Origin of the sequence: Lactococcus petauri (assembly GCF_002154895.1) — a bacterium.
Taxonomy (GTDB): domain Bacteria; phylum Bacillota; class Bacilli; order Lactobacillales; family Streptococcaceae; genus Lactococcus; species Lactococcus petauri.
In genome coordinates this window covers 51,462-76,634 of record NZ_MUIZ01000004.1, presented here as the reverse complement: position 1 = coordinate 76,634, position 25,173 = coordinate 51,462, and the positions used below count along the sequence as shown (strand labels likewise).

Genomic DNA, 25,173 nt, shown 5'->3' with positions numbered 1-25,173 from the left:
CCTTATAAACCTTGTACGAGTGTATTAGTAAGTGTAGCTTGGTAAGCACCGGGTTTTATGGTTTGAGTTGGATCCAACTGAATTTCAGCAGTTGCAGCTCCACTGCTTTGGTTTCCTTGAGCATTTGTTTGCCCCGTCAAAACACGTCCTGCTTGTCCCAAAATGTTGACCGCATTACTCCCTTTTATCGTACCTGAAGCATTGTCAGCAACAGTTATTTTGAAGAATTTTAGTGGTAACGTTGTTGCTTGACCATCAATAGTTCCTGTGAAATCACTAATTTTCTGTTGCAAATTATATCCGTTTGCATTCCCCGTGATATTAACTATACTATAAGGAACTGTACCTCCTGTCGTTATAGAACCTTTTGTAGAAGCTTCCGTATTTGCAAAGTTAAAGTCTGGAGCTTGTGTAAGGTAGAGATTATCAGTTGTGGGTGCAGTAACAGTAATATAGGTATTTGCAGTGCCATTATCCTTATCTATCTCTGTATCTGCCTTAGTACTGTGTTGTTGACAAATAGCACTAGCCATCAAGGACATTAGGATGAGGATTCTCATTTTCCCTTTCATTTTTTTACCTTTCTTTTCTTTGTTACATAAATTATTATTCCTGCTCCTCCTATTACTAAAGCAGCTAGACTAAGCATTATTAATGGAAAGCTTTTATTTTTTTGCGGTGTAAGCTCTGATGTAACCTGGACCTTTCCTTTATCGTCAACTTTGAGAAGGTAGGTCTCCTTTAAAGTTTTATCTTCTTTGGTCGCCTTGATACTCAGTTCATACTCATTACCTTTTTTTAATTCTTTTTTTTACATTTAGCGGTAAGTCAATTTTGGCATAGGGAACAATTGTTCCTGAGCTATAATCTAAACTTGAGTATAATATGCCTTTTTGATCTTTTATCGTTGCCTGAAGTTTTGTTTTTTCTTGCAGAGTATCTTTGTAATTTTGAAGCCGAATAGATTGTTCATCCGTTTTCAAATCAGCTGCAGATAAGGAAACTGAAAAGGAATCGTCTTGCCTGCCCGATTGAAGAATCAACGCAAAAGCTGAGCTATAAATATTCACTAAACTTTGCCCTTTCTCTTCCTCTGTGGCCCGGCGGGTAACATTGATTCCTCCTATCGAAATATTGTTCTTCCAAGAATCAGGGATCTTAATTTTGATTGGTATTTTCTTAGATTCTCCCGCTTGTAAAACAATGGTTTTACTGCCAGGTTTCTTACTATCACCAATGAATACATTATTATAAAAATCGAACAGTTTCGTATTAGAGAGATACTTATGAGCTTCCTCTTTTTTTAAACTATAGTCTATCACGAAGTTAGGATTGGTAACAGCTTGATTTGAAGTAATGTCAAAAGTATTTTTCTGCTTGCCATTATTTATCTGAATTTCTAAATTAATTTCTTCGCCAGGTTGGACATCAAGCCACCAGTAGCCTGTCTTATCATTTGTCTGATGTTTTTCAAGTATCGGGCGGGCAGAAAAATCTGCACCACCAATATCTTGAGCAAGGACATTTTTTCCACTTGTTATCACGCATAGAAATATTACAAAAAACAAAAGTGAATGTGTGATGATTTTTTTTTGCATTTATTTCACCTCTCTTCTTACATCCCAACTAGACTATCAAGCATCAAAAACTGCCAAGATTTTTTAGTTATTATTTTCTTTTTCATTTAATTTTTGCTCAAGCTCAGCAATACGAGCTGCTTTTTCATCTTCTTCTTTCTTACGACGTTTCCAAAGGATAAAGAAGAGGATAAAGATCAAAAGTAAGAGAATCAAGGCAAGGATTAACCATTTCATCCAAGAATTATCTTCTTTTATGGTCACATCTTTTTTATTAAGCTCACGCGCTTTGTCCGCTGCGATTTCGAAATCTTTTGTGAAAGTCCATTCATATCTATATCTTGTTTCATTTCCTTTATCGTCTTTAACAAGATATTTGCCGTTCTCGTCTTTTTGACCATGTACTAGCATTTTGATTTGATATTTTCCTGCTTGTAATTTCTCACCATTTAGAGAAATAGGATAGTCAAAGTTAGAATTTGGCGCCATCTGCATCATTTCTTTGCTTGATTTATACTCAATCTTCGGATTATCCAGTCCCTTAACTGTTGCGGATAACTGCATTTGATTGAGATAGCCCATTGTTGGGTTTTGCAAGTTAGCATTGATGACATTACGATAGTTGACTTGATCAGGAGAAACCTTTGTCAGTTTCAAATCTGGTTTTACTTTATCTTGAGATTGACTCATTAAAAGTGCAACTACATAAGCATATTCATTTTGAATACTAATTCCCTTAGTGTCTGTTGTTTTGTCCTCACTTGACTTTTCCTTATAAGTCAATCCGCCAGCCATATAGCCTTTAAAAGCTGAATTGGGCATCTTCGCATTGATTTTTACAGTTTTAGTCGTTTTGGGAGCTAGGACAATTTCTTGATCAAGTTTGACATAGTCCTTCATATTATATTTTAATGAAGCATCGGGCTTGATTTTATTTGGCGAATATTCTACGACCCCGTTTAGATTGGTAGTTGCACTTGCTAAACCTTGCTCAACAGTAACTGTTTTGTCCGTTGAATTGCTCAATTCTACAGAAAGTGTCTGTTCTTGCCCTGGTGCCATAAGAATATCGAAATATGATGCCTTACTTGCCTGATTTTCCGGAAGAATTGCTTTCACGCTAAAGTTAAACTGATTGGCAAAAGCTGGTTTCCCAAAGGCAACCATTCCTGTTAGTGCAACTGTAAGAGCGACCCATTTTTTTAAGTTTTTCATTTTTGTATAACCTCGATTATGATATTTTGAAGATAAATAATAATTTTATAAATAATGCCTTATTTCCCTCTCTTGCGAGAGGGAAATATAATTCTTTGAAAAATTTACAATGCTGTGAGTTTCGCCTTTACTTGATATGTATCTTCCTTTTGTGCTTTCACATAAAAGCTGCTCATAAAGTTAAAGAACTTAATTTGCTGGAGTATCTGTCAATGTCCACGTTAGGGTTGATTTATAAGTATCAGCTAATTTTGTTGTTTTACCTGGGACTGCTAATGAAACAGAAGAAGCCTTAGTTGTATCATCTCCCCACACAAGTAAGTTTGTCCCTGCCCCTTTACCGGCAGTAGCGCCAAGGATTGTTCCTGATGAAGTTCCAGGTGTTAAGGTTACAGAAGCTACCGATTGGTCTGCTGCTGCATCGGAAGCTGAAACAATATGACCATTTTCAAGTTTCAAAGTAGCACCACTCAATACAGAACCTGTACCTGTTTTTCCGTTTGTGAATTCTGAGGCTTGAAGAGAAAGGGACCAACCAGCAAGTGTTCCACGATTATCTGTAACTTGGACCCAGTTTGGACGTGTTGTTTTATCCGTGAGTGTTGTTGCTGCTGCAAAATATGTTTTATCAGCAGAAGTGATTTCTTGCGTACCAAAATTAAAATTCGACGCATAATCAATTGAGAGAGGACCATCGGTACCAGGGTTTTTTGGGCCTTCAGGATCAACTGTAATTCCTGGGTTACCTGGATCAACTGGATCAGTTGGGCCACTTGCCGGAGTATAAGTAATTGTACTGTCAGAGCTATATACTCCGCCGTCAGCCGCAAAGACTGTTGATGCTCCAGTAGATGAAGCAATTAGAGCAAGTGCTGCGAGAGAAATAATCTTTTTAGTTTTCATTTTTATTTTTCCTTATTCTTTATTTTTGTATGATTTCATCCATTCTGAGGAAGTTCAGAAAGAATCCAATTCAGTTGTGTGGTGTAAGAAGCCGCATCCTTAACCGTTTTTCCCGGAACAAAAAGCTGAACATCCTTACTAAAGTTCTCTTTTACACGTTGTTCCGCTTGGTTCAGTGTATCTTGCGCTACAAGTTCACTGCCCCATCGTATAATCCATGTACCGGCACCAGCACCTTTTACGGCTGTTGCCACTACTGTTTCTTTTTCAGGAACAAGATCAAGCACTTTTTGTGCAGTTGGCGGTGTATCCTCGTTCAAGGAAACTGTTTTGGGATTCACTAAAGAAAGCATTGCGCCTTCTAAAACTGGATGTTTTGCAGCTGTATTTTCTTGGTGAAATTGGGCTACTTCTCGAACTTTTAAAGTCCATCCCGCTGTCGTTCCGCGATTATCGGTAATTTGGATATAATTTGGTGTTTCCAATGTGGAATCTGCATACTTTTGCGACTTTGCATAGTAGATTTTATCTTGAGTGGAAATATTATTAATTCCAAAATCAAACGATGAAGCATAATCTATGGATAGAGGCCCCGGTGTTCCGGGTGGAGGCGTAACTCCTCCAGGCCATACAGGAGAAACGGGCTTTCCTGGTTCTTCTGGTCCTGGACTGACAGGAGGCGTTATCTCGTTTCCAGCAACAAAACCAACTTGACCAAACGATGAGTAATTTACAGATTCAGCTGTAATACTTTCTGAAGAAATAGCGCAGACTATTGCAGCCAGAATCAAGCTTGTACTATATACGAGTTCTTTTTTCATTCTACCTGCCTTTCATCAACCAGTTTTTAGTTTCCTGGTGTATCCGAAAGTTTCCAGATAAGGTTTGTTGTATAGCCTGAAGCTTTTTTAGCTGTACTTCCCGGAACAGTTAGTGTGATTGGTGATTGAGTAGCAACGGCATCTTTTGCTGTTGCAGATGCATCATAATCCGCTGTAGCTCCTAATGCATAGGTCCAAGTTCCCATACCTTCATTAGCCTTAGCTGACATGATTACTTGATCTGAAGTACTTAAAGCGAATGTTGAAGCATTAACATTTGAAGGCTTTGCCCCAGTAACTGTTCCGTTTGACACACCTTTACTGAACTTAAGTTGTGCACCAGTCAAGTATGTTCCAAGAGGAGCGCTCGCTTCAGGTGTTGCAGTCATATCTGTACCTTTTTCTCTGAATTGTCCATCTGTCGCTACAGAGAGTGTCCATCCTGCAAAAGTTCCCCGTACATCAGTTACTTGAGCGTAGTTTGGAACAATACCACTGACCGTACCGCTTCCGTCAAGAACCTTCTGTCCATGGGCATAGTAAATTTCATCTGTTGAACTAATTTTTTGTTGTCCAAATGAAAGACTTGATGCAAAGTCCAAGCTCAAACCTTTTGTTACTTCTACAGGTGGCAATACTGGAATATTTGGATCTGGGTTTTCTGGATCTACTGTTGCTCCTGGATTTTCGGGGTCCACAGGTTTTGTACCTGTATCGCCTGTGACAAATTCTACATCTCCTGGAGTAGAATAGTTTGCATCTGCCGCAAATACTGATGTGGCAGCGATTGGAGCAATAGCCATCAAAGTAGCTAATGTGGCAGTTGATTTCAATATAATTTTGTTCATAATTTGTACGCCTACTAAAATCTTTCTAGATCTTTTTTTCTAAGTTATGTTGGTAATTATTTTTGATTATACTTCTTGTACTAAGTATGATGAGCAGTCCTCCTAGAGCAGAGAACACGAGATAGGGCAAAGAGTTTGAATCCCCAGCATTGGGAATTGTATTTCCAATTTGTCTATTTTCAGATGAAGTTAAACCGTTATTTTTATCTTGGTTATCTTTCTGTTGATCCTTAAAATCATATTCCCCGACAAAGCCGATACTGTCACGATTGCTGTATGTCACATCTTCTGCTTGAGCTTGAGCCCCCAGAGAACCTGTAACCGTCAGGAGAATAATAACACATAAAATTTTCTTTAACATTTCACCTCCAACTCTTTTAGCTTTGTTTAATTTGAGGTCATGAAGTTAGACGTCACTCACTTCAAACCACACTCTTATTTAATCACATGGCTTGTTCTTAAGTCAATCTTATTTTACTGTCTTTTTTCTTTTATATTTTTTCAACAAAAAAAAATAAAAAATAATGCTCTAATCCCTTATAAATCAAAGGATTACAACTTCTATATCTTTGAAAAAATACTGCATTCAAATTCAAAATAAAAGAGGATATTTACAAAAGATTTTCATTTTGCTATGATTAAAAAAATATGAAAGGAACAAAAATGAAGAAAAAACGTTTAAAAATATTGATTACTCTGCTCTTAATTCTAATGCTGGGCATACTTTCTATTCCTTTCTCGAAATATTTTAGTATAGCTACCCATTCTCAACTTATGAAAATAGAAACCATAAGAACAGATTTGCCAAAAGATGTAGCTGTTCCTGAGCCAATTCAGGCTCCTCGCTTAAAAGATGTACTTAAAGCCTCAGTGAATCAAAACAAAAGTGCTCTGGGACAAATTGTTGCACCAAGCGTAGCCGTGAGTCAACCCATCTTTGTAGGACTGACACAAGAAAATATGGCTCAGGGAACTGTAAGCCTCTTTCCAGATCGTAACCCTGAATCCCATAGCTTGACGATTATTGGTCATCATGTACAGTACGACTCTAGTCTTCTTTTCGGAGGCATTCAAGAGCTAGAAAACGGTGCCGATGTATACGTTCGCTACTTCGATAATTATTATGCTTATAAAGTTGAGTCCAACCGTATCATTAGAGAAAGTGATCTTTCAGAACTGCAAGATAAAGGCCCGAATTATCTCTACTTAATCACTTGTAACAGCGCCACCGAAACACCTTATCGTGTACTCGTTACTGCTAAAAAAGTAACTGAGTCACCCGTAAAAAAAGTCCAAGCTGCCTTCCACGAGAAGCAAAACGCTATCCAAAAAAAACAAACAAAATCTTACTGGTTGAAATTTATCCTACCACTTTTGGTTGTTCTAATACTTGCTCTAGTCTTTCTTATTTATATCTGGAGACTATGACAAATAATAAATAAAAAATCACCTGATGTGATTTTTTTATTTATTATTATTACTTACTTCCAAAGAGCAAACGCCCTGACATAATGGACAGAACCTTTCCCGTAGTCGTTGATGTAGATATATCTCCATCTAAGATTCTAATCTTTTGTGATTGTTCAAGTGCAACTGTTGTGTCTGGTGCAAAAAAGATTTTCTTCTTTTTTTCTTGCTTTTTCTGTCTTTCTTCTTTTCTGTCACCTTGTGCTTCAGACTTTTTAGGTGATGTTTGAGCTTTTTCCTCTTCTGAAGCCGGCGGTACTGTAATGGGTTCTGGTTCTTGAGGTATAACCTTATCGTCAGGTGAGAGCGGATTCATGATTTCAGCTGCTTCAGAAACAGTCTGAGCCTTTGGCCCTGCTAAACTAAAAGATAACAATACAAACCCGCAAACAAACAAATAAGTAATCTTAGATGCTCGTTTATTTGCTTTTTTCATCAGGGTTACTCCTTTTTAATTTTATTGGTTATCTGGTAGTTCACTTAATATCCATGTTAAGTTTGTGCGATAAGTTGTAGCCTCTTTTGGTGTATCGCCTGGAACATAAAGACTAACGGATGAAGCGAAATATTTTTGGATATCTTTAGCACCCGTAGAAAACTTTCTTGAAAAGAGATCTTCCTTATTTCCCCAACGAATTATCCAAGTGCCCGCACCTTCCCCAACTTTGGCTTGAGCCACTAGCGTTTCAACTCCCGGCACCAAGTTTCCTACCTCATAAGCTTGAGGCTGTTGGGCATTGTTATTCGTCACTAAAATAGGTTTGTGAAAAGAGAGAGAAGCGCCTTTTAACTCTTGATATTGAGAATACTCTTCTGCTTTAAATTGTTCCTTTTCGTAAACTTTAAGTGTCCAGCCTTTTAATGTGCCACGATTATCTGTTATTTGAATAAAGTTAGGCGTAACAAGTGTCGATTTATAATAACGTTGAGCTTGTGCAAAATAAACTTGATTTTGGTTAGAAATTTCATTCGTCCCAAAATCCAGACTGCTGACAAAGTCAATTGAAAATTCACCCGTCGAATACTGGATGGCTGCATCATTTCCATAGTTAACTTTAGTTTCTTCTGCCTCTCCTAGCTCTGTCAACTGCACAGAAGACAAGAGCCACAGCATAACAATAAAGGTTTTCATTACTTCTCCCTCCTTTCCTTGAAGTTTATCTATTGCTTAGTGTTGAAGTGCTTCAATGTGAAGCCGTTTAAAATATAGAAACACGAATAATAATCCTACCATACTTCTTATCCTTTACTTCATCTTTTTACTCTTCTCATTTGCTTAGTTATGGTAATTTTAACATTTAAGCGTAAAGAAGTCATTTTTTATTTTATTTTGAAAAAAAATAAAAAAAAAACAACTAGGCATTAAAGTTGTCTTTTTTTACTTTAACTACTGTATTGCCAAAAAATTCCCAGTCATAAGATGTGGGTGGTGATGCCCAAATAATTTGTTCTGCTTCAACTTCTCGCGAAGGAAGATTAGAAAGATAGATGTCAATATCTTCTTTATTTTTTCCTTCACTGGCTTCAATATTTAAAAATCCTAGTGACTTGATATTTTCAAGAATATATCTGTTATAAGAGATACCATATGAAAAGTCCACACAAATCTTTACTGGACGTCTCGTACGATAAGCAGTGGTATGACACAAAATTAAAAACATATATTCACGAACAAGGGCTTGGTGTTTTTCTTGAAATAAAGTCGCATATCGCGTATCCAATAACATTTTGTCTGCAAAGTTATTACAAAAGAGCTCAATATCTTCATAATTTTCGCCCATGAAGTTAAAATCATTCAAACTGGATACATCAAAGTTTGCTCTTAGAGAAACCAATAAGCGAAGATGGATGTTGTTTAACTCTACTTGTACTTCTGCTTGGTTTAGTTCGTTTTGGTGTTCTTTAAATTTAGCATTGAAACTCTCTGTAAAAGCTAGTGTTAACTCTCTTACATTCGTTGGAATTTGAAAATCACAATGTGCCGTAATGCTCTCACTTGAAAGAAAATAAAGAAGCTCATAGGTCTCTTCCAAGACGTCTTCATTAGAACCATCGAGATAATGCCGTAAAATCTGGGCTATGGGCTCAATAAACCGACTGTCAATCTTCATGAAATCTTGCGCTGAAGCCTTATTTCCTAAATAATTTCTCGTATAGATAACAAAGAGACGATACAACAATTTTGTTCTATCTGTTAAACTTAGACCCCGGATAAAAAGCCCCTCTATCTCCTCTAAAGCTTTTATCATTTGTTCAAGGTCCGTCGCTACATCTTCCGAAAAACTCTTATAAAGATCGCCATACAAGGTATGATAGAAATTATAGAGAAACTCTCTAATCTTCCATTCTTCACCAGCAAAGCGCATGTTTTTATCAATAGTTACATCATATTCCTTGGTTAAATCCGTAAATTTTTTGACCAGTTTATAGGTGGCTGACTTTGATAAAAAGACGACATCTTCGAGTTCAGCAATTTTGTTCACATCTTCAGTAAAGATTGCCCGAATCAAGGCTTGCATCTGAGATCTCTTAACGTAATGATTTAAGAGCAGCATAATGTTTCCTTGAGTTCTTCTTTCGTAACGGACAAAACTTTTCTGCGTCTGGAGATCAATGAGGTAATAATTCTCTAATTTCCAAGATTTAATTTCTGCTTGTATCTCAGATAAGAGCTTCTTAACTTGATAATTATTAAGGTGCAATTCTTCAATTAAGTCATCAAAAAGTACCGTTGAGAGATGATGATTTTCTAAATAATATAAAATTTGAAGTTTTTTAAAATCATCTTCGTCTAAATATTTTAACACAATACCGTTTCCTCCATTTACCTCGTCAATTTTTTTCTATTATATAACATTAGACAATATTGCACAAATGTAACTTAATTTAACAAAAAATCACTAAAGTGTATTTTAGTGATTTTTGTGTCTTATATCCTTAGATGTCAACGTTACATTTTGATGTTATTCTGCCTTCAAAGCAGCAACAGTCATATAGTTATAAGGACTGTTAAAGTGGGGTAAGAAGAACAAATCGAGAAGCGCAAGTTCATCAATTGTTTTTTGATCTTGGATAGCCAAGCTGAACATATTGATATTTCCCGCGATAATTTCCCCATAGCTCGCCATTTGCGCACCTACGATACGTCTGCTTGATTTTTCATAAACAATACGAATTTTCACGCTATCATTATTTTCATGAAGGAACCAAGCTTTTTGCTTATCTTCAAAATCAGTATAAGCAACATCTAAACCAAATTTTTGAGCGGCCTTAACAGAGAAACCTGTAGAAGTCATATTATAGCCGAAGATTGAGATACCATTTGACCCTTGAACACCAGCTGATTCTAGGGCTGTTCCGCCAATGTTGTGTCCAGCGACAATCCCTGAGCGTACCGCATTAGAAGCAAGAGCAATATATGTAAAATCTTGTAGAGCATTTGAATAAATCGTAGCTACATCTCCAACTGCATAGACATCGGGATTACTTGTCTGTTGATGTTTATCTACCTTCACTGCTCCATTTCGAAGTGTGTCGAGTTTGTCTCCCACAAGAGCGCTGTTTGCTGTAAAACCGATACAGTTAATTACCATATCCACATCGTAAGTCTCTTTATTGGTCACAATTTGAGAAACCCGACCATTTGTACCTTTAAAAGCTTCAGCAGTTTCACCAAAATGAAGCTCTATCCCATGATTTGAAAGGTTTTCGTCCATTCCTTTCGCAAAGTCCTCGTCATAATATGAAGCTAAAGCTGTGCTTTCCGCATCAAACAATAAAACTTCTTTTCCACGGCGTTTTGCTGCTTCAGCTATTTCTGTACCAATGTACCCCGCCCCAATAACTGCAATACGTTTCACTTCTTCCTTAGCAAATTCCTCATCTACTGCTTGTCCTTCTTGAAAGAGTTTGAGAAAATGAATACCTTCTAATTCATTACCTGTAATTTTGGGAATGATTGGTCTTGAACCCATCGCAAGAATAAGTTTGTCATAATCTTCCTCACGCTCTTCTCCGGATTTTGTTGTAGCATACACTTTTTTATGCTCGAAATCAATAGACGATACTTCAGTTTCAGTCAACACCTTCGCACCTTTTGCTTCAAAATCATCTGGTCGTGCATAGAAAAGTTCATTCGGTTGATCAATTTGACGACCCACCCATAAAGCTGTACCACAGCCCAAGTAACTCATATTACTATTACGGTCTATCATGGTAATTTCATGACCAGGATAGTTGTCTAATAATGTATTTGCCGCAGCAATACCTGCGTGATTTGTGCCTATAATAACGATTTTCATGTTGGAAAATCTCCTTTTTTTATTGTAAAAGCTTGTAAATATTTTTACAATATAAGTTTAGCACACTTCTTTCGCATTTCTTTTGTAAGCGCTTGTGAAGTTTGTGAATTCACAAACTTCACAAATTCAGTAGCTTAGAAACCTTATTTTTCCTACATTTTACATTCTTTCAGGACATTATTATTTTTCTATCAAAAAAGCGAGTATTTTTGAAATACTCTACTTTTTACTTACTCTATATGTTTCACTTCTTGGCGGGTGTGCATCCCATTCAACTCATCCAACATACTCACAGATACACTGACAAGTCCGGGATAATCACTGTTTTCAACTTCAGATTTATACAATTCTATTTCTTCTGAAGTTTTTCCTTCTTTTTTCATCGCATTTTCTGTATAAGATATTATCGCTTCTGCATTACCCTCTACATCAAAAAGGCTGTACATCATTACGCTCAATAGTCTCTCCTAAAATATAATAGATAGATTTACACCCCTCTATTATATCATTAATTCCAAAGGAAACAACTGGTCTTTCCACGCTTTATTTCACAAAAAAAAGACCTCTCAAAAGAGAGATCTTTCAGGCAACTTTCATTGTGTCAGAGCGGTTCACACGCGCTAACAAGTTCTCATGCTTCCTGCACGAACAACCAAATGTTCCAGAACTCCTGTGCTTCAATAATCTACTAAAGTAGAAGATCGACTCATCGCATGAACTTATTATAGCATAATCTGCAAGTCTCAGTGCAACAAAAGCTTTTTTACCGCATGATTTTCGATTAGCAGCAATCTTTAGGGCAGTTGTCTTTCATTTCTTTATATGTTTTAACAACATTTTCTACTGTAAAACCATATTCTGGTAAAACGATATTGGCAGGTGCTGAAGCGCCCCATTTATCTACTGTGACTGTAGCTCCTGCTAAACCAATATATTTCGCCCAACCGAAGCTTGTTCCTGCTTCGACAGCCAAACGGCAGCAGACATTTTTCGGAAGAATTTCTTCTTTATACTCTGCAGATTGTTCGTCAAAGATATTCATTGAAGGCATAGAAACGACACGTACGCCTTTTCCTAACTCTTTTTTAGCTTCAAGCGCAAGTGCTACTTCTGAACCTGTCGCGATGATAATTCCTTCAAGCTCACCTTCTTCTTTAGAGAGAATGTAGGCACCACGATTGAGGCCTTCTTCAGCCAATTGTGCTGTTCCTTCAAGAACTGGCAAGTTTTGACGTGTCAAAACAAGCGCTGTTGGACGTTTTTTGCTTGAAGCTGCACGACGCCATGCAGCAACCACTTCATTACCATCTGCAGGGCGGATAGTATCTAAGTTTGGCATAGAACGTACTGAAGCCAATTGTTCAACAGGCTCGTGTGTTGGACCATCTTCACCAACTGCGATTGAATCATGAGTCCAAACATAGGTAACAGGCAATTCTTGAAGTGCAGCCATACGTACTGCTGGAAGCATGTAATTACTGAAGACGAAGAATGTACCACCATAAACGCGTGTACCGCCGTGAAGGGCAATACCGTTCATAATTGCACCCATCGCAAATTCACGGACACCAAACCAAATGTTACGACCAGCATAGTTATCCGGCATAAAGTCTGTATCATTTTTAGCCATTGTATTGTTTGATGCTGATAAGTCAGCTGAACCACCCCAAAGGTTTGGCATTTGTGCTGAGAGTTCTTGGATAGCTTCTTGTGAAGTTACACGTGAAGCTTTGCTTGAACCAAGTTCATGCTTGCTTAAATCAAGTTCAGGAGTTTCATTTTCAAATGCTTTTACATATTGTTCAGCAAGTTCTGGATATTTTTCAGCATAAGCCTTGAAAGTATCATTCCATACTTGTTCCATGGCTTCGCCACGTGTATTCAATGTTTGACGGAAACGCTCAGTCACTTCTTCAGGAACAGTGAATTCTGGATAGTCCCAGCCGTAAGCTTTCTTCGCAAATTCTATGCCTTCTGCACCAAGAGGAGCACCGTGTACTGCTGAAGTGCCTTGTTTTTCAGCACCGAATCCAATAACAGTCTTAACTTCAATAATTGTTGGTTTTTCAGTTTCAGCTTTTGCTTGCTCTACAGCTGCTGCAATTTCAGTCAAATCGTTGCCGTCTTTAACCAAGATATGTTGCCAACCGTAGCTTTCAAAACGCATTTTAATATCATCAATAAATGATTTATCCAAATCACCATCAAGAGAGATATTATTTGAATCATAGAACAGCACAAGTTTTCCGAGTTTTAATTTACCAGCGAGTGAAGCTGCTTCTTGAGAAACACCTTCCATAAGGTCACCGTCACCATTTAAGGCATAAGTATAGTGATCTACAATATCAAAATCTGGTTTATTGTAAGTAGCAGCTAAATGAGCTTCGGCCATTGCCATACCGACAGCATTGGCGATTCCTTGTCCTAAAGGACCTGTAGTCGCTTCTACACCATCTGTCCAGTCTACTTCAGGATGTCCTGGAGTTTTTGAGCCCCATTGGCGGAAGTTTTTCAAGTCATCCATTGATACTTTATAGCCTGCCAAGTGTAAAAGACTGTAAAGCATTGCCGAACCGTGTCCTGCAGAGAGGACAAAGCGGTCGCGGTTAGACCATTTACGCCCTGTTTGTGGGTTCACATTCAAAAACTTGCTCCAAAGAACATAAGCCATTGGTGCCGCACCCATTGGCAATCCTGGATGTCCAGAATTTGCTTTTTGGATAGCATCCATTGACAAAGTACGGATTGAATTTACAGCTAACTGATCGGTGTTGTCAAACATATTTTTCTCCATTTAATCTTTTGATAATACATTTTATTATAACATAATTGAAAACGTTTTTTATTTTCATCTTACTAAAAAATCAGATTTCCTGAGCGAAAACTGATTTTTGTAAACATTGACATTGACTTAAACTTTGGCTTTATCTCTGGCATTTAAGACTGCACTAAGAATCAGGACAACAGCGAGAAATCCTAGGATCAGAGCGGCAATTGCACCAGATCCCATTTCACCAACTCGGCCAACAATGATACCTGGAATCAGGTAATCTGTATCCGCAAATGTGGCTGAAGCATCTGCTCCGAAAGCACCTAAAGATGGAATAATGAAAAGAGGTAACCAAGATAAGAGGAGCCCATTAGCAATTGCTCCAATCACTGCTCCACGTCGTCCGCCATTGGCATTACCAAATATTGCTGCTGCTGCACCGCAGAAGAAATGTCCAACAACGCCCGGAATGATAACCGTTGTTCCCATGACGAGCATAGCAACCATCGATAAACATCCTGTGATAAAGGAAACGAAGAAACCGATCAATACCGCATTTGGTGCATAAGGAAAGACGATTGGTACATCCAAAGCCGGTTTTGAGTTGGGAACCAATTTCTGGGCAATCCCTTGAAAAGCCGGTACGATTTCGGCTAAAATCATACGCACCCCTTGTAGAACAACGACAAATCCTGCTGCAAAAGTTCCTGCTTGAACAAGAGAGAAAATCACAAAGTTTGTACCGCTAGAAAGCTCTGTTTCGACATAAGATGGACCTGCGGCTATAGCTAAAAGGATATAGACTGCAGCCATCAGTAAGGAAATGGATACTGTCGAATCTCGTAAAAAGCCCAATGATTTAGGAATGTTCAACTTTTCTGTTGATTTTTCAGGATCAGGATCACCAAAAGTTTTACCGAGCCATCCTGCAAGAGCATATCCAATATTACCTGTATGTCCCATCGCTACATTATCAGTTCCTGTGATTTTACGCATAAATGGCTGACAAATAGCTGGTGTGACTGTTAAAAGCGTTCCTTCAAAGATACCGCCAAGAAGAATGGTTATCCAAGTTTCGCCCATTCCGGCAGAAACAAGAATCACCGCCGCCATACAAGAAACATAGAGCATGGCTTGACCTGTCAAGAAGATGTATTTAAATCGTGTAAAGCGAGCAAGCAGAATATTCACAATCATCCCGACAAGCATAATCAAGGCCGTCGGTGTCCCGTACTCAACGAGTGCTAAGGCAACCACACCTTCATTGGTTGGGACAATACCTTTCACATGAAAGGCATGTTGGAACATATCGGCAAAAGGTGCAAGCGCACCCACCAAGATACCAGCTCCTCCAACCAAGACCAAGAATCCAGCAAAGGTCTTCACTGACCCTTGAATAACTGCTGTTGCTGGTTTCTTTTGTAAGATTAGTCCAAGCATGGCAATTAAACCAACAAGTAGGGCAGGCGTCGTCGCAACAGAGACAATAAAGTTTAAAACTCCATTCATTTTTTTGTTCTCCTAAGTTTATTTTCGATTCTTTTTAATTACTTTTTTTGCTTAGTTGTGGGCAATCCCTCTTTCATCTAAGACTTTAACCAGTGCTTCACGCGCAGCATCTCGATCAATAATTGAAGACAAAGGTACAATCTTTTCTGTTGGAATATTAGGCAAAGCTGTTGTTAATGTGGACTCCACAAAGAAATAATCCGCAGAATCTGGTGTAGCTGATCCCACATCCATATGATCAAGTTCAAAGTCATTAACATCTAAGCCCATTTCTTGTAAAAGGGCTTGAAGATTCATTTGTACCATAAAACTTGTTCCTAATCCTGATTGACATACACATGCGATTTTCATATTATTCTCCTTCTTTTTCTGCAAAAATTTGTTCGAGTTCTGCTACTGTTTCTACAGTTAGCATTTTGTTGAGTTCATCTTTATTTGATAATATTTGGGTTAAAGTAGATAAGGCGCGAAGATGCGTTTCATTATCAATAGCTGCAAGGACAATGAAAATCTTTATTTCATGTTTGGGATTATCTTGAAGATATACTGGTTGTTCACATCTAAGAAATGACATACCGAGCTTTTTAACCCCATCTTCAGGACGCGCATGCGGCAACGCAATGCCCATACCTAAATCAATATAAGGGCCAAATTCCTCTACACGATTAATAATAGCTGAAATATAAGAGGGTTCGATTTCTCCTTGATTCAATAATGGCTGAGCTGCAAGCTCAATTGCGCTCCGCCAGTCAAGTTTCTCATCTGTAAAATGAATCTTTTCTTTAGTTAATAAATCTGAAAGCATTACACCTAATGCCTCACTTTCTGTCTTTTTGTTGTTTAGCTTGCGGTCAATAATCCGCGTCAGTTGCTTCTTGGTCGCATTACTTTTAATGTCGACGTAAGGCTCGATAGCACGTAAGATAGCTCTAGCATTGGGTTTATAAAAGCCAGGTAAATTAAAATCTTGTGCTAAGCGATTGTAAAGTCTTGTCTCTTCTTCACTGTCTGGAAAAGCTGACATAAAATAGAGTTTTTTATCAGTCATCACAGGTACTGTCGAAAAGATAATATCATAAGAAAAAGCAGGAATTTTGTCCAAATCAGAGACGGCTGTACTCAGGATAAAAGTCATGCTGGGAAACATATTTTCCAATCGTTTACGCATAATTAAACTTGAGCTTATACCGTTTACACATAAGACAATAGCACGAAGACTTTGTGTATACTTTTTTTTATAAATTTCTCCACCAAAGAGAATGACAAAGTAGGCGCGTTCCGCTTCGGAAATTTCTCCACAAGCCTCGTGTAATGGTGATAAAGCAAGGTCCATTAATTCAAACAGAGAGGAATAATCTGTTTTTATTTTGTCCAAAAGAACATTCTCTATTTCGAAGTGGTATTTCAGTCGAAAATAGGCAGGAACCAGATGGGCACGTAAGGCAGCGAAGGTTTTTGTAAAATCTTCAAACTGAACCGCTGCAAGTTTCATTACATTTTCCATAATCTCAAAGCCAATACGATAAAGAAAATCAAAACCAGACTTTTCAAAGTTGCCATCACTCATGCCAATCAGTAATGCTTCTACTTCCAGTACATCTTCCTGAAATAGATCTGTTTCTCCAAGATGTGATTGAAGTAAAGCAAGGTATATCAGCATCGGAAGATATCGACTATGGATAACCTGTACACTTAATTCAGCAATTAAGCGACTGATCTGCTGTCCTACTTGGTGTATAAAGAGGGGATTTTTAAGATTGAGATGCTTCGACAAAACATAGTAATCACTCTCTTCATGGAGTTCTTGTAAGAAACGCCAGGTCGTTTTACGTAATTCTTTCGATGCCCCTTGGAGGTAAAAGCCTAACTTGCGTGAGTATTCTAGACGTATGTTTTCGTTATCTAGCTGCTGACGCAACTTTTTAATATCAGATAAGACAGTGTTTCGACTTACATTTAAAAGGGACTGAAAATCACTGATGGCTAATACTGAACGTTTAGAAAAGCAAAGTAAATAAATCAGGAATTGACGTTTCTCTTCGCTCAATGTTAGTTCATATTCTTCGATATTAAAGCGAATTTCTTCGAAACTTTCTAGCTTTTCAGGAATCGCTAATACATTATTGGTAAATTCTAGCTGTCTTTGATTTTTATCTTGCAATATTTGATTTAATTCGACGAGTTGTCTCTGAAATTCAGGGCTTTTGAGTCCAGTAACTTCGAGTATTTTATCGAGTTTCCAGAAACGTCTTTCTGAAAATAGTAGGATATCTAAGTTATAACTAAGCATCTTTTTTCCTCACAATTAAATTATAGCCTAATTTTTGCTTCGAAATTAAGCTGTTGGGTCCAAAACAAGAAAACGTTTTCTTTAGTGATTGGACTCTTCTTTAAAAATTTTTTTAATTTAAAAACCGCTTTAGCTCAAAGCGGTTTTTAAATTAAATGGTCAATTCTGATAGGCTATTTTAAAATAAAAAGTCTTGAATCTTCCAAGACTTATACAATCTCAATTCCATGTAAAGCAGCAAAAAAAGCTGCTTGACTTAGATTAACTTTAATGTTTTTAGCCAGTTCAGGACTCACGTCAAGGCGCTCAAAGGTGTTACTTGAAAAATCAATCCCGGATAAAGCAGTTTCCCAGAAATTCGTAAGCTCCAAGTCATTCCCTTCAAAGCGTACCTGCTTAAATTGACTAGCAATAAATAGACTTTCTTTCATCATACTGTCTGCAAAGAGCACATTCTTCAAGCTCGCACTTGAAAAATTAACGTAATTAAGCAAACAATCCTGAAATTGGACATCCTGCAAAAAAGCATTGGTAAATTCAGTACCTAGCAATTTACAATCTTTAAAAATACAACGATAAAAGCCAAATTTAGAAAAAATAAGGTTAGAAAAATCACACTTTTCAAAAACACAATCCGTAAATTCTAAATCGGCAGTCACATCTAACTCAAAATTAATATTTTGTAGACGACAGCCACTGAAAAGTTGTCGTTCCTCTAAATAGATTTCTTGATTTTTCAACTCTACTTGGTAGGCTTCATTATCTTCAAGGGTAGTAAAATCGACAACTTCTAACTCAGTAGGAAGCTTTGGTGAAAGAATTTTCTTCATAAAAGTCCTTTTTCTTTAAGATTCTCTGTTGAAGCTTTTAGCTCTGGTTTTCCCCATTGATCAACCATTCGACTTGACCATGTAGAATTGAGACGACGTGAACCAGCATAATCATCTTGAACTTTATCATAGGCGCGCAGTACTTCTTCATCTTGTGGAATATACTTCTCAGGAAATACAACAGCTTCATAAGGTAATCTAGGTTTTACTGGATTTACACGTGCAGGTTTTCCAAGAGCCACAGCAAAAATCGGATAAGTGTAATCAGGCAAGTTTAATATCTCAGAAATTTCTCGTGCTTGATCACGAATTAAACCGACCATTACACCGCCATAACCAAGAGACTGAGCAGCAAGTAATGTATTTTGACCAGCTACTGCAGCATCGACTGAAGTAATAAGGAGCGATTCTACACCTTCTGGTTGAAACTCACCACCGTTCATTTCGACTGCTATTTTAGCTCGATTAAGATCTCCAACAAAAACCAAAAAAGCAGCACAATTTTTAATTGCTTTTTGGGGCTGTTGGGCAAAAATAGCATCTTTTTGTTCCTGAGATTGCACAAGAATCACCGAATAAGATTGAAAGTTTTTCCAGTTTGGTGCTGCACGTCCCGCATCAACAATCGTTTTTAATACATGTTCTGGAATTTTTTCATCCGTAAAATTACGTACTGAACTATGTTGCATCATCAGATCAATTGTCTCATTCATGTCGGCGATTTACTCCTTCTAAACGAACTTCAGACGCTAAATACTTCACACGCTCCATGACACGTTTTGCTGGCCAGATTTCATCTGCTTTTTTAGTCTCAGCCAAATGTAACTCAAGCTCTGTCATATTTAAATTTGATGTGAAAAATGTCGGAAGATTTTCTTGCATACGATGCTGTAAAATAACTTGCAGAATACTATCGCGTACCCAGGCATTATTAAGTTCGGCACCAATATCATCTAAGACCAAGACTTCAACTTTTTTAATTTCGTTGACCCAATATTTCGCATTCTCAAAATCAAGGTCAGAAATAAAGGTTGGATAGTGTAATAAAGTGGTGGAAACGCCTTTTTTCGAGAGCTCATTTGCCATTGCGGCCATAATAAAGGATTTACCTACGCCAAAGTCACCATAAATATAAATCCCTTTTTCTTGGGGAAAGTTGTCGATAAAGTTTTCCACTTTCCGAAACAAGTCAAATTGATTTTGATTGTCTGTAAAGACATCTGCATAAAAATCTATTTGCTTCATCTCTTTAGGTAAACCAATGATTTGAACACGACGCAATTGATTGCTGACTTCTTGACGATGAGCTAATTCTGCTGTGGTTTGATAGGAAACATCTGCGTAACCATGATTCATAATCAAGACAGGTTCATAGCCATCAGCTGCCCTTTTTTCATGTTCTTCAAATTTTTTTCGCTCTTTAACAAATTCATAAAACTTTGAATAGCTACGCTGTACTTCATCTTCAGTCATTTGATTTTCAGAAATAAAAGCTTGAACTTGTTCATTTTTCATCACTTCAGCAACGAGCTTGTCAAAATTTCCACGTACATCTGGGCGCTTACTCAAAAGCTCTCCAATTGATTCCATGCTCAATTCTCCTTCTTATCCTTACGGCGGGAAGCCTTATATTGTTCGAACTTGGCAATATCTTCTGCACTGGTCGTGTTTACATAGCTGGCATTGGACCATTGAGGCGCTTTTTTGACCAGCTTACCTGAGTTTTTATAATTTTTATTACTTTTTTGCTTTTGTTCTGCTTGCTGCTGACGCTCCAGTATTCTTTTCACTGCGGTTTCCGCATTGTATACTTTATGGCGCAGCCAATCATTTGCCAGAGTATTGACAAATCGAGCATTGAGACTCGCATTCCCTTGTTGAATCAAGACATAGTGTATCAAAATATTTTGTACTTGGTCAGTAATATTTTGCTTGTCTAAATTATTCAAAATCTTCAGTTCTTCTTGCGAAGCAAAACCACCAGCTTGTTGTTTAAGCTTGTTTAAAAAATCACGCGGGGAAACTTCTTTACTAATAACAATCAAATCTTGAAAACCTTTAGGAAATTCCGATAAGGCAGGCAAAGGTTCCGATTTCCCAGCAAGCATTCTTGTTAAGTTTGCTGTATTTAAAGTCTTATCAGCATTGGCAGTTTGCTCAGCTGCTTTAAATAATTCATACCAGTTAAGATCAAATTTTTCCGCCAAACCATAGAGAGTCAAGATATCCTGATTTTCATTTGCAAAAGTCAAATGTTGGTTTTCCATAATGCTCTTAAAAGAGTTCAAGTCAAATTTTTCTGCTTGAACGACTGTCTGAGTCGGTTCAAATTTCACAGCATAAACTTCATGAAATTTTTTTGTAATTTCCAAAGCATCCGGTTCATGTTTTTTTGCCAAAGCTTTAACTTTATTTTCCCCAATACGTGAAATCAATAATTGCTTATAAAATTCGTCTGCTAAAAATTCTTCAAAAGTTAAAGGACTTTTTACCTCCATAAGATAGCCCGGTTGTTGGTCAAATACCCGCACGAGCCCAATCCCTGAAAGTTTATCTAAAGCTTCAATAAAAGGATTGAGACCAAAATCAAGATACTCTAAAAAATGAGAAATCTTGCCCGTCGAAAAAACGCGCAAGAGTTGATAAAGCCCAAAAGCATCTCGCCCAATAATGGGCAAGTAAAGTAGCGAAAAAGTATCAGCATCAAAGCTGATTTTTCCTCGATTTAGAATAGAAAATGAATCGCCTGGTCTCATAGTTCATCCTTTTATTTCTCTTTTATAGAACCGTTAGTCTTTTTTCGTAATCTTTTTAAGTAAATCTTCGATTTCACTCACATCTTTGAAGGAACGGTACACACTTGCAAAACGAACATAGGTAATATCATCCAAATCCATTAATTCTTCCATAACAAATTCGCCGATAACTTCGGTCCGTACTTCATTTTTCTCTAAGCGGCGTACTCTCTGTTCGACACGATCAACCAATTTTTCAATAGATTCACTCGTCACTGGTCGCTTACGGGCACTGCGCACTATTCCAGTAATAATTTTATCACGATTAAAAACTTCACGGGTTTCGTCACGTTTTATGACCAAAAGTGGCATTTCTTCAATCCGCTCAAAAGTTGTGAAACGGTTTCCACAATTTTCACATTCACGTCGACGACGAATCATATTATCAGCTTGACGTGAATCTACTACTCGTGACGATTCAGATTGACATTTTGGACATCTCATAGCTTAACCTCTCTTTGGGAATTTTGCTTCTAAACGGTAAATCACTTGCCCCTTGCTTGAGAATTTTGCTTCATACTCTGTCATTACATTGACTTTGGCAAATTCTTCATCTGCGTGCAAGTCTAACCAGACTTTTTCTAAAATCATACCATATTGACTCATACTTGCCAATGAATATTCAAATAGACCACGGTTATCTGTTTTAAAGTGGACTTCACCTTCTGGTGGCAGGATTTGTTCATAAGTTTCTAAAAATGACTTATAAGTCAACCGGCGTTTTTCATGACGTGTTTTTGGCCACGGATCACTGAAGTTCAGATAAACACGCGAAACTTCAGCATCCTCGAAGTATTCGGTTAATGCTGCGCCATCAACCAACATCATTTGTACATTAGGTAGGTTGGCTTCCAAAGCCTTGTCTAAAGCGTGAGATAAGACGGATAGTTGCATATCAATCGCAATATAATTAATCTCTGGGTTTTGAGCAGCCATGCCTGTGATAAAACCGCCCTTACCACATCCAACTTCAATATGAATGGGATGATCATTTCCAAAACGCTCTGCCCAACGTCCTTTAAAGTCTGCTGGATTTTCTACAACAACATGTGCGTTACTTTCTAAGTGTTCCGCAGCGCCTTTACGATTTCTTACGCGCATTTTTTCTCCTATTTTTTGAAAAAATAAGAAGGCAAGCCTCCTATTTTTATTTTCTAAGTTTTAAAATAAACGGCAAAAATTTTGAAAACGCGCAATTTCTTGCTCTGTTTCCTTAATTTGCTCTCTTGCCATATATTCTGAAATCTGACGTAGGAAAGAAAGTTTTCCATACCAGATTAATTCATGTTCTATATTTTTAGCTGTTTTATAGCCTGCTTGATGGAGCCACTCTTCCCAGTTTTCTGGTTTGATATAGTGTGTTAGAACATGTGCTATATCCACTAAAGGGCTACTTAAAAGAACAGTATCCCAATCTACGAGATAAACTTTATCACTTTCATCGTCAACCAACCAGTTTTTATGGTTCACATCACCATGAACAACTGTGATATCATCTTCCTTTAATTCTGGAAGATTTTCTGAGAGTTCCACAACGACATTTGAGAGAAAACCATTGGTTTCAAAGATTGAACTTTTACTCAGTACTTGTTCCAAAAGATCAGCTGGAAGCATGACCTCGTTATCTAACTTTTTACAGGCTTCAATAAGCTTTTCGCTTTGATGCAAATGCCGCAAAATTTCACCAATACGTGAATCATTCATTTCATATGGTTTCAACGTATGGCCATTAATCCAAGGTTGAGCAGCTAACATGTCACCTTCTGCTGTACGCTTCGTCCATAAGACTTGTGGCGTAATACCTTCAAGATACACACTTGTCAAAAAAGGGCTACAATTTTTTTTAATAAAAACACGCTTATTGTCGCTTTCGCCAACAAAAGCATTTCCTGAACCACCTTTGACAGGCATCATTGATAGGCTTGAAGATGTCATATTTACTCCTTTCTTTGGATTTTTATAATCTTATGTTTGAGAAGCTTTTTATGTAACCCATTTGGTGAATGCGACGGCTCCGTAGAAGACCAAGCAAACACTAGATATTGTTGCAGTTAGTTACATGAGCACTCACTACTAGAAAACTTCACAAATAAACAAATTATTTATTTGGATAGTGAATCAAAATTGTTTGAGTCAAGATGTCAGCATATTGATAAGACTCTGTTGTTTTTGGACCACGTGCTGGAATATTTTCAATAACAAAGTGTGTGGCATAAGTCTCAATCAAGTTGACTTTATGACGATTTTCACGTTTACGTCCAAATTGTGATGTAATTTCAATGGTTTGACCAACATGTTCTTCAACTTGTTTTCTGATATCTACGATTTTTCCTACTTCTTGGCTTTGATTTTGGTTATCCATTTTACTCTCCAATTTTTCTCTAGAAATGCAAAGACAGGCGTTTTCCGCCTAGCTTACCATTTTAAATTTTAAATCTTATCCATTATAACATGAATACACCTAGAAATGCTAGTCTTCATATCTGTTATCGATACTAGCAAATTTGTTGTATTCTTTCAGGAAGAGTAACTCGACAGTTCCCCGACTTCCTGAACGGTTTTTTTCAATAATAACTTCGACTTTATTGTCTACTTCTGGGACATCGTTAAAGCCATCATCCTCGTCATCTGCTCCGGCACGGTCATAATAATCGTCCCGATAAAGAAAGGCGACAATATCAGCATCTTGCTCAATTGACCCAGATTCACGAATGTCTGATAAGACAGGACGCTTATCCTGACGTTGCTCTACTCCACGTGAAAGCTGACTCAAAGCAATGACAGGAACTTTTAACTCTTTAGCCAGAATCTTCAACTGACGTGAAATTTCTGAAACTTCTTGTTGGCGATTTTCTCGTCCTGTCCCTGAAATCAACTGCAAATAATCAATAACGATTAGGCCAAGATTGCCTGTTTCCTGTGCGAGTTTACGAGAGCGTGCCCGTATTTCTGTAATCTTAATCCCTGGAGTATCATCAATGTAAATACTTGCTTTCGAAAGTGTCCCCATAGCAATAAAATACTGGTTCCACTCTTCGTCATTAAGCTGACCGGTACGTAAGTTATGCGATTCAATCGTTCCTTCAGCTGCAAGCATCCGGTTAACAAGGCTTTCTGCACCCATTTCCAATGAAAAGATAGCCACCGTTTTATCTTGTTTTGTCCCAATATTTTGTGCAATATTTAAAGCAAAGGCAGTCTTACCCACGGCTGGACGTGCAGCAAGAATAATAAGTTCCTCCTCATGGAGACCAGTCGTCATGGCATCCAAGGCCGGATAACCTGTCGCGATACCTGTAATCGTTGATTTTTGTTTAGCCCGTTCTTCCAGATCGTCTAGGTTCATCGACAAGACGTCTGAAATCCGACGAAAGCTTGATGTATTACGCCCTTGCTGCACATCGATCAATGACTTTTCAGCTTCCGCAAGAACATCCTCGGCGGGATCTTCCTGACTATAAGCTTTCTCTACACTTTGTGTTAATTTATTAATCAACTGACGCAGTAAAGATTTTTCAGCAACAATTTTTGCGTAATAAGAGGCATTAGCAGCCGTTGGTGTTGCAGTAGCAAGCTCAGCAATGTAAGCAATGCCCCCGATAGTCTCTAAGTCGTTTTGATTTTCTAAAAGCGAGCGGACAGTTAACACATCAATCGCTTCACGATTGTCCGACAAGTGTTCCATGGCTCGGAAAATAATCTTGTGTGCGTTTTTGTAAAAGTCATCCGTAGAAAGAAATTCTTTCACTTCAATCAAGCGGTCACTATCAAGGAAAATAGCCCCCAAAACGGCTTGTTCGGCGGCTAAATCTTGTGGTGGTGCTTTGATAATATCAATATCAGGCAT

26 protein-coding genes are annotated in these 25,173 nt (G+C 37.7%); 1 reads left to right on the top strand and 25 read right to left on the bottom strand.

Annotated elements, in window-relative coordinates:
• Positions 1-2: 2 nt before the first annotated feature.
• The 7 genes from BZZ03_RS07100 to BZZ03_RS07070 all read right to left on the bottom strand — a co-directional run bounded on the left by BZZ03_RS07100 (position 3) and on the right by BZZ03_RS07070 (position 5,725).
• Positions 3-572, bottom strand: a complete 570-nt coding sequence (locus BZZ03_RS07100; RefSeq protein ID WP_086582873.1) for a hypothetical protein — start codon at positions 570-572, stop codon at positions 3-5.
• Between the two features lie 216 nt (positions 573-788).
• Complete coding sequence (locus tag BZZ03_RS07095) at positions 789-1,598, bottom strand: WxL protein peptidoglycan domain-containing protein (RefSeq protein WP_233128967.1); 810 nt, start codon at positions 1,596-1,598, stop codon at positions 789-791.
• A 63-nt stretch (positions 1,599-1,661) separates the two neighbouring features.
• Complete coding sequence (locus BZZ03_RS07090) at positions 1,662-2,792, bottom strand: DUF916 and DUF3324 domain-containing protein (protein WP_019335461.1); 1,131 nt, start codon at positions 2,790-2,792, stop codon at positions 1,662-1,664.
• A gap of 189 nt (positions 2,793-2,981) precedes the next feature.
• Positions 2,982-3,695, bottom strand: coding sequence for a WxL domain-containing protein (locus BZZ03_RS07085; protein WP_019293365.1), 714 nt, complete (start codon positions 3,693-3,695; stop codon positions 2,982-2,984).
• Positions 3,696-3,730: 35 nt separating this feature from the next.
• Positions 3,731-4,516 (bottom strand): WxL domain-containing protein, encoded by a 786-nt coding sequence (locus BZZ03_RS07080; RefSeq protein ID WP_086582872.1) that lies wholly within the window; start codon positions 4,514-4,516, stop codon positions 3,731-3,733.
• Positions 4,517-4,542: 26 nt separating this feature from the next.
• The gene (locus tag BZZ03_RS07075; RefSeq protein WP_086582871.1) at positions 4,543-5,364 is read right to left on the bottom strand and encodes a WxL domain-containing protein; all 822 of its coding nucleotides are present in this window, start codon (positions 5,362-5,364) and stop codon (positions 4,543-4,545) included.
• 25 nt (positions 5,365-5,389) lie between these two features.
• Entirely contained in the window at positions 5,390-5,725 is a 336-nt protein-coding gene (locus BZZ03_RS07070) for a hypothetical protein (RefSeq protein WP_019293368.1), read from the bottom strand.
• 302 nt (positions 5,726-6,027) lie between these two features.
• Between BZZ03_RS07070 and BZZ03_RS07065 the strand changes: the two genes are divergently transcribed.
• Positions 6,028-6,792, top strand: a complete 765-nt coding sequence (locus BZZ03_RS07065) for a class A sortase (protein WP_086582870.1) — start codon at positions 6,028-6,030, stop codon at positions 6,790-6,792.
• A gap of 49 nt (positions 6,793-6,841) precedes the next feature.
• Here the strand turns inward: BZZ03_RS07065 and BZZ03_RS07060 are convergent, their stop codons facing one another.
• The 18 genes from BZZ03_RS07060 to dnaB all read right to left on the bottom strand — a co-directional run bounded on the left by BZZ03_RS07060 (position 6,842) and on the right by dnaB (position 25,173).
• A complete protein-coding gene (locus tag BZZ03_RS07060; RefSeq protein WP_086582869.1) occupies positions 6,842-7,267 on the bottom strand; it encodes a hypothetical protein in 426 nt (141 codons plus the stop codon).
• 21 nt (positions 7,268-7,288) lie between these two features.
• Positions 7,289-7,963 carry a WxL domain-containing protein gene (locus BZZ03_RS07055; RefSeq protein WP_086582868.1) on the bottom strand — a complete coding sequence of 225 codons (675 nt, stop codon included), beginning with the start codon at positions 7,961-7,963 and terminating at the stop codon, positions 7,289-7,291.
• Between the two features lie 223 nt (positions 7,964-8,186).
• Positions 8,187-9,638 carry a helix-turn-helix domain-containing protein gene (locus tag BZZ03_RS07050; RefSeq protein ID WP_086582867.1) on the bottom strand — a complete coding sequence of 484 codons (1,452 nt, stop codon included), beginning with the start codon at positions 9,636-9,638 and terminating at the stop codon, positions 8,187-8,189.
• Positions 9,639-9,794: 156 nt separating this feature from the next.
• The gene (gene nox / locus BZZ03_RS07045; RefSeq protein ID WP_086582866.1) at positions 9,795-11,132 is read right to left on the bottom strand and encodes a H2O-forming NADH oxidase; all 1,338 of its coding nucleotides are present in this window, start codon (positions 11,130-11,132) and stop codon (positions 9,795-9,797) included.
• A gap of 230 nt (positions 11,133-11,362) precedes the next feature.
• Entirely contained in the window at positions 11,363-11,578 is a 216-nt protein-coding gene (locus BZZ03_RS07040; RefSeq protein WP_019293194.1) for a hypothetical protein, read from the bottom strand.
• Between the two features lie 335 nt (positions 11,579-11,913).
• The gene (gene tkt / locus BZZ03_RS07035) at positions 11,914-13,914 is read right to left on the bottom strand and encodes a transketolase (RefSeq protein ID WP_019293195.1); all 2,001 of its coding nucleotides are present in this window, start codon (positions 13,912-13,914) and stop codon (positions 11,914-11,916) included.
• Positions 13,915-14,043: 129 nt separating this feature from the next.
• Entirely contained in the window at positions 14,044-15,411 is a 1,368-nt protein-coding gene (locus tag BZZ03_RS07030; RefSeq protein ID WP_061412478.1) for a PTS ascorbate transporter subunit IIC, read from the bottom strand.
• A 51-nt stretch (positions 15,412-15,462) separates the two neighbouring features.
• Positions 15,463-15,762 (bottom strand): PTS sugar transporter subunit IIB, encoded by a 300-nt coding sequence (locus BZZ03_RS07025; RefSeq protein ID WP_019293197.1) that lies wholly within the window; start codon positions 15,760-15,762, stop codon positions 15,463-15,465.
• 1 nt (position 15,763) lies between these two features.
• Positions 15,764-17,701 (bottom strand): BglG family transcription antiterminator, encoded by a 1,938-nt coding sequence (locus tag BZZ03_RS07020; protein WP_086582865.1) that lies wholly within the window; start codon positions 17,699-17,701, stop codon positions 15,764-15,766.
• A gap of 209 nt (positions 17,702-17,910) precedes the next feature.
• Entirely contained in the window at positions 17,911-18,531 is a 621-nt protein-coding gene (locus BZZ03_RS07015) for a pentapeptide repeat-containing protein (RefSeq protein ID WP_086582864.1), read from the bottom strand.
• Positions 18,528-19,244: an NADPH-dependent oxidoreductase gene (locus BZZ03_RS07010; RefSeq protein WP_019293200.1), complete on the bottom strand. Its 717-nt coding sequence runs from the start codon at positions 19,242-19,244 to the stop codon at positions 18,528-18,530. The genes BZZ03_RS07015 and BZZ03_RS07010 overlap by 4 nt, the downstream gene beginning before the upstream one ends.
• Positions 19,237-20,121, bottom strand: coding sequence for a primosomal protein DnaI (gene dnaI / locus BZZ03_RS07005; RefSeq protein WP_086582863.1), 885 nt, complete (start codon positions 20,119-20,121; stop codon positions 19,237-19,239). The genes BZZ03_RS07010 and dnaI overlap by 8 nt, the downstream gene beginning before the upstream one ends.
• A gap of 2 nt (positions 20,122-20,123) precedes the next feature.
• Positions 20,124-21,287, bottom strand: coding sequence for a DnaD domain protein (locus BZZ03_RS07000; protein WP_086582862.1), 1,164 nt, complete (start codon positions 21,285-21,287; stop codon positions 20,124-20,126).
• Positions 21,288-21,320: 33 nt separating this feature from the next.
• Positions 21,321-21,770, bottom strand: coding sequence for a transcriptional regulator NrdR (nrdR, locus tag BZZ03_RS06995; RefSeq protein WP_003134132.1), 450 nt, complete (start codon positions 21,768-21,770; stop codon positions 21,321-21,323).
• Positions 21,771-21,773: 3 nt separating this feature from the next.
• The gene (gene trmB, locus BZZ03_RS06990) at positions 21,774-22,427 is read right to left on the bottom strand and encodes a tRNA (guanosine(46)-N7)-methyltransferase TrmB (protein ID WP_019293203.1); all 654 of its coding nucleotides are present in this window, start codon (positions 22,425-22,427) and stop codon (positions 21,774-21,776) included.
• A 60-nt stretch (positions 22,428-22,487) separates the two neighbouring features.
• The gene (locus BZZ03_RS06985; RefSeq protein WP_019293204.1) at positions 22,488-23,261 is read right to left on the bottom strand and encodes a phosphotransferase family protein; all 774 of its coding nucleotides are present in this window, start codon (positions 23,259-23,261) and stop codon (positions 22,488-22,490) included.
• A gap of 163 nt (positions 23,262-23,424) precedes the next feature.
• Positions 23,425-23,688: a Veg family protein gene (locus tag BZZ03_RS06980; protein WP_003134126.1), complete on the bottom strand. Its 264-nt coding sequence runs from the start codon at positions 23,686-23,688 to the stop codon at positions 23,425-23,427.
• 108 nt (positions 23,689-23,796) lie between these two features.
• Positions 23,797-25,173: a replicative DNA helicase gene (gene dnaB, locus BZZ03_RS06975; RefSeq protein ID WP_019293205.1), complete on the bottom strand. Its 1,377-nt coding sequence runs from the start codon at positions 25,171-25,173 to the stop codon at positions 23,797-23,799.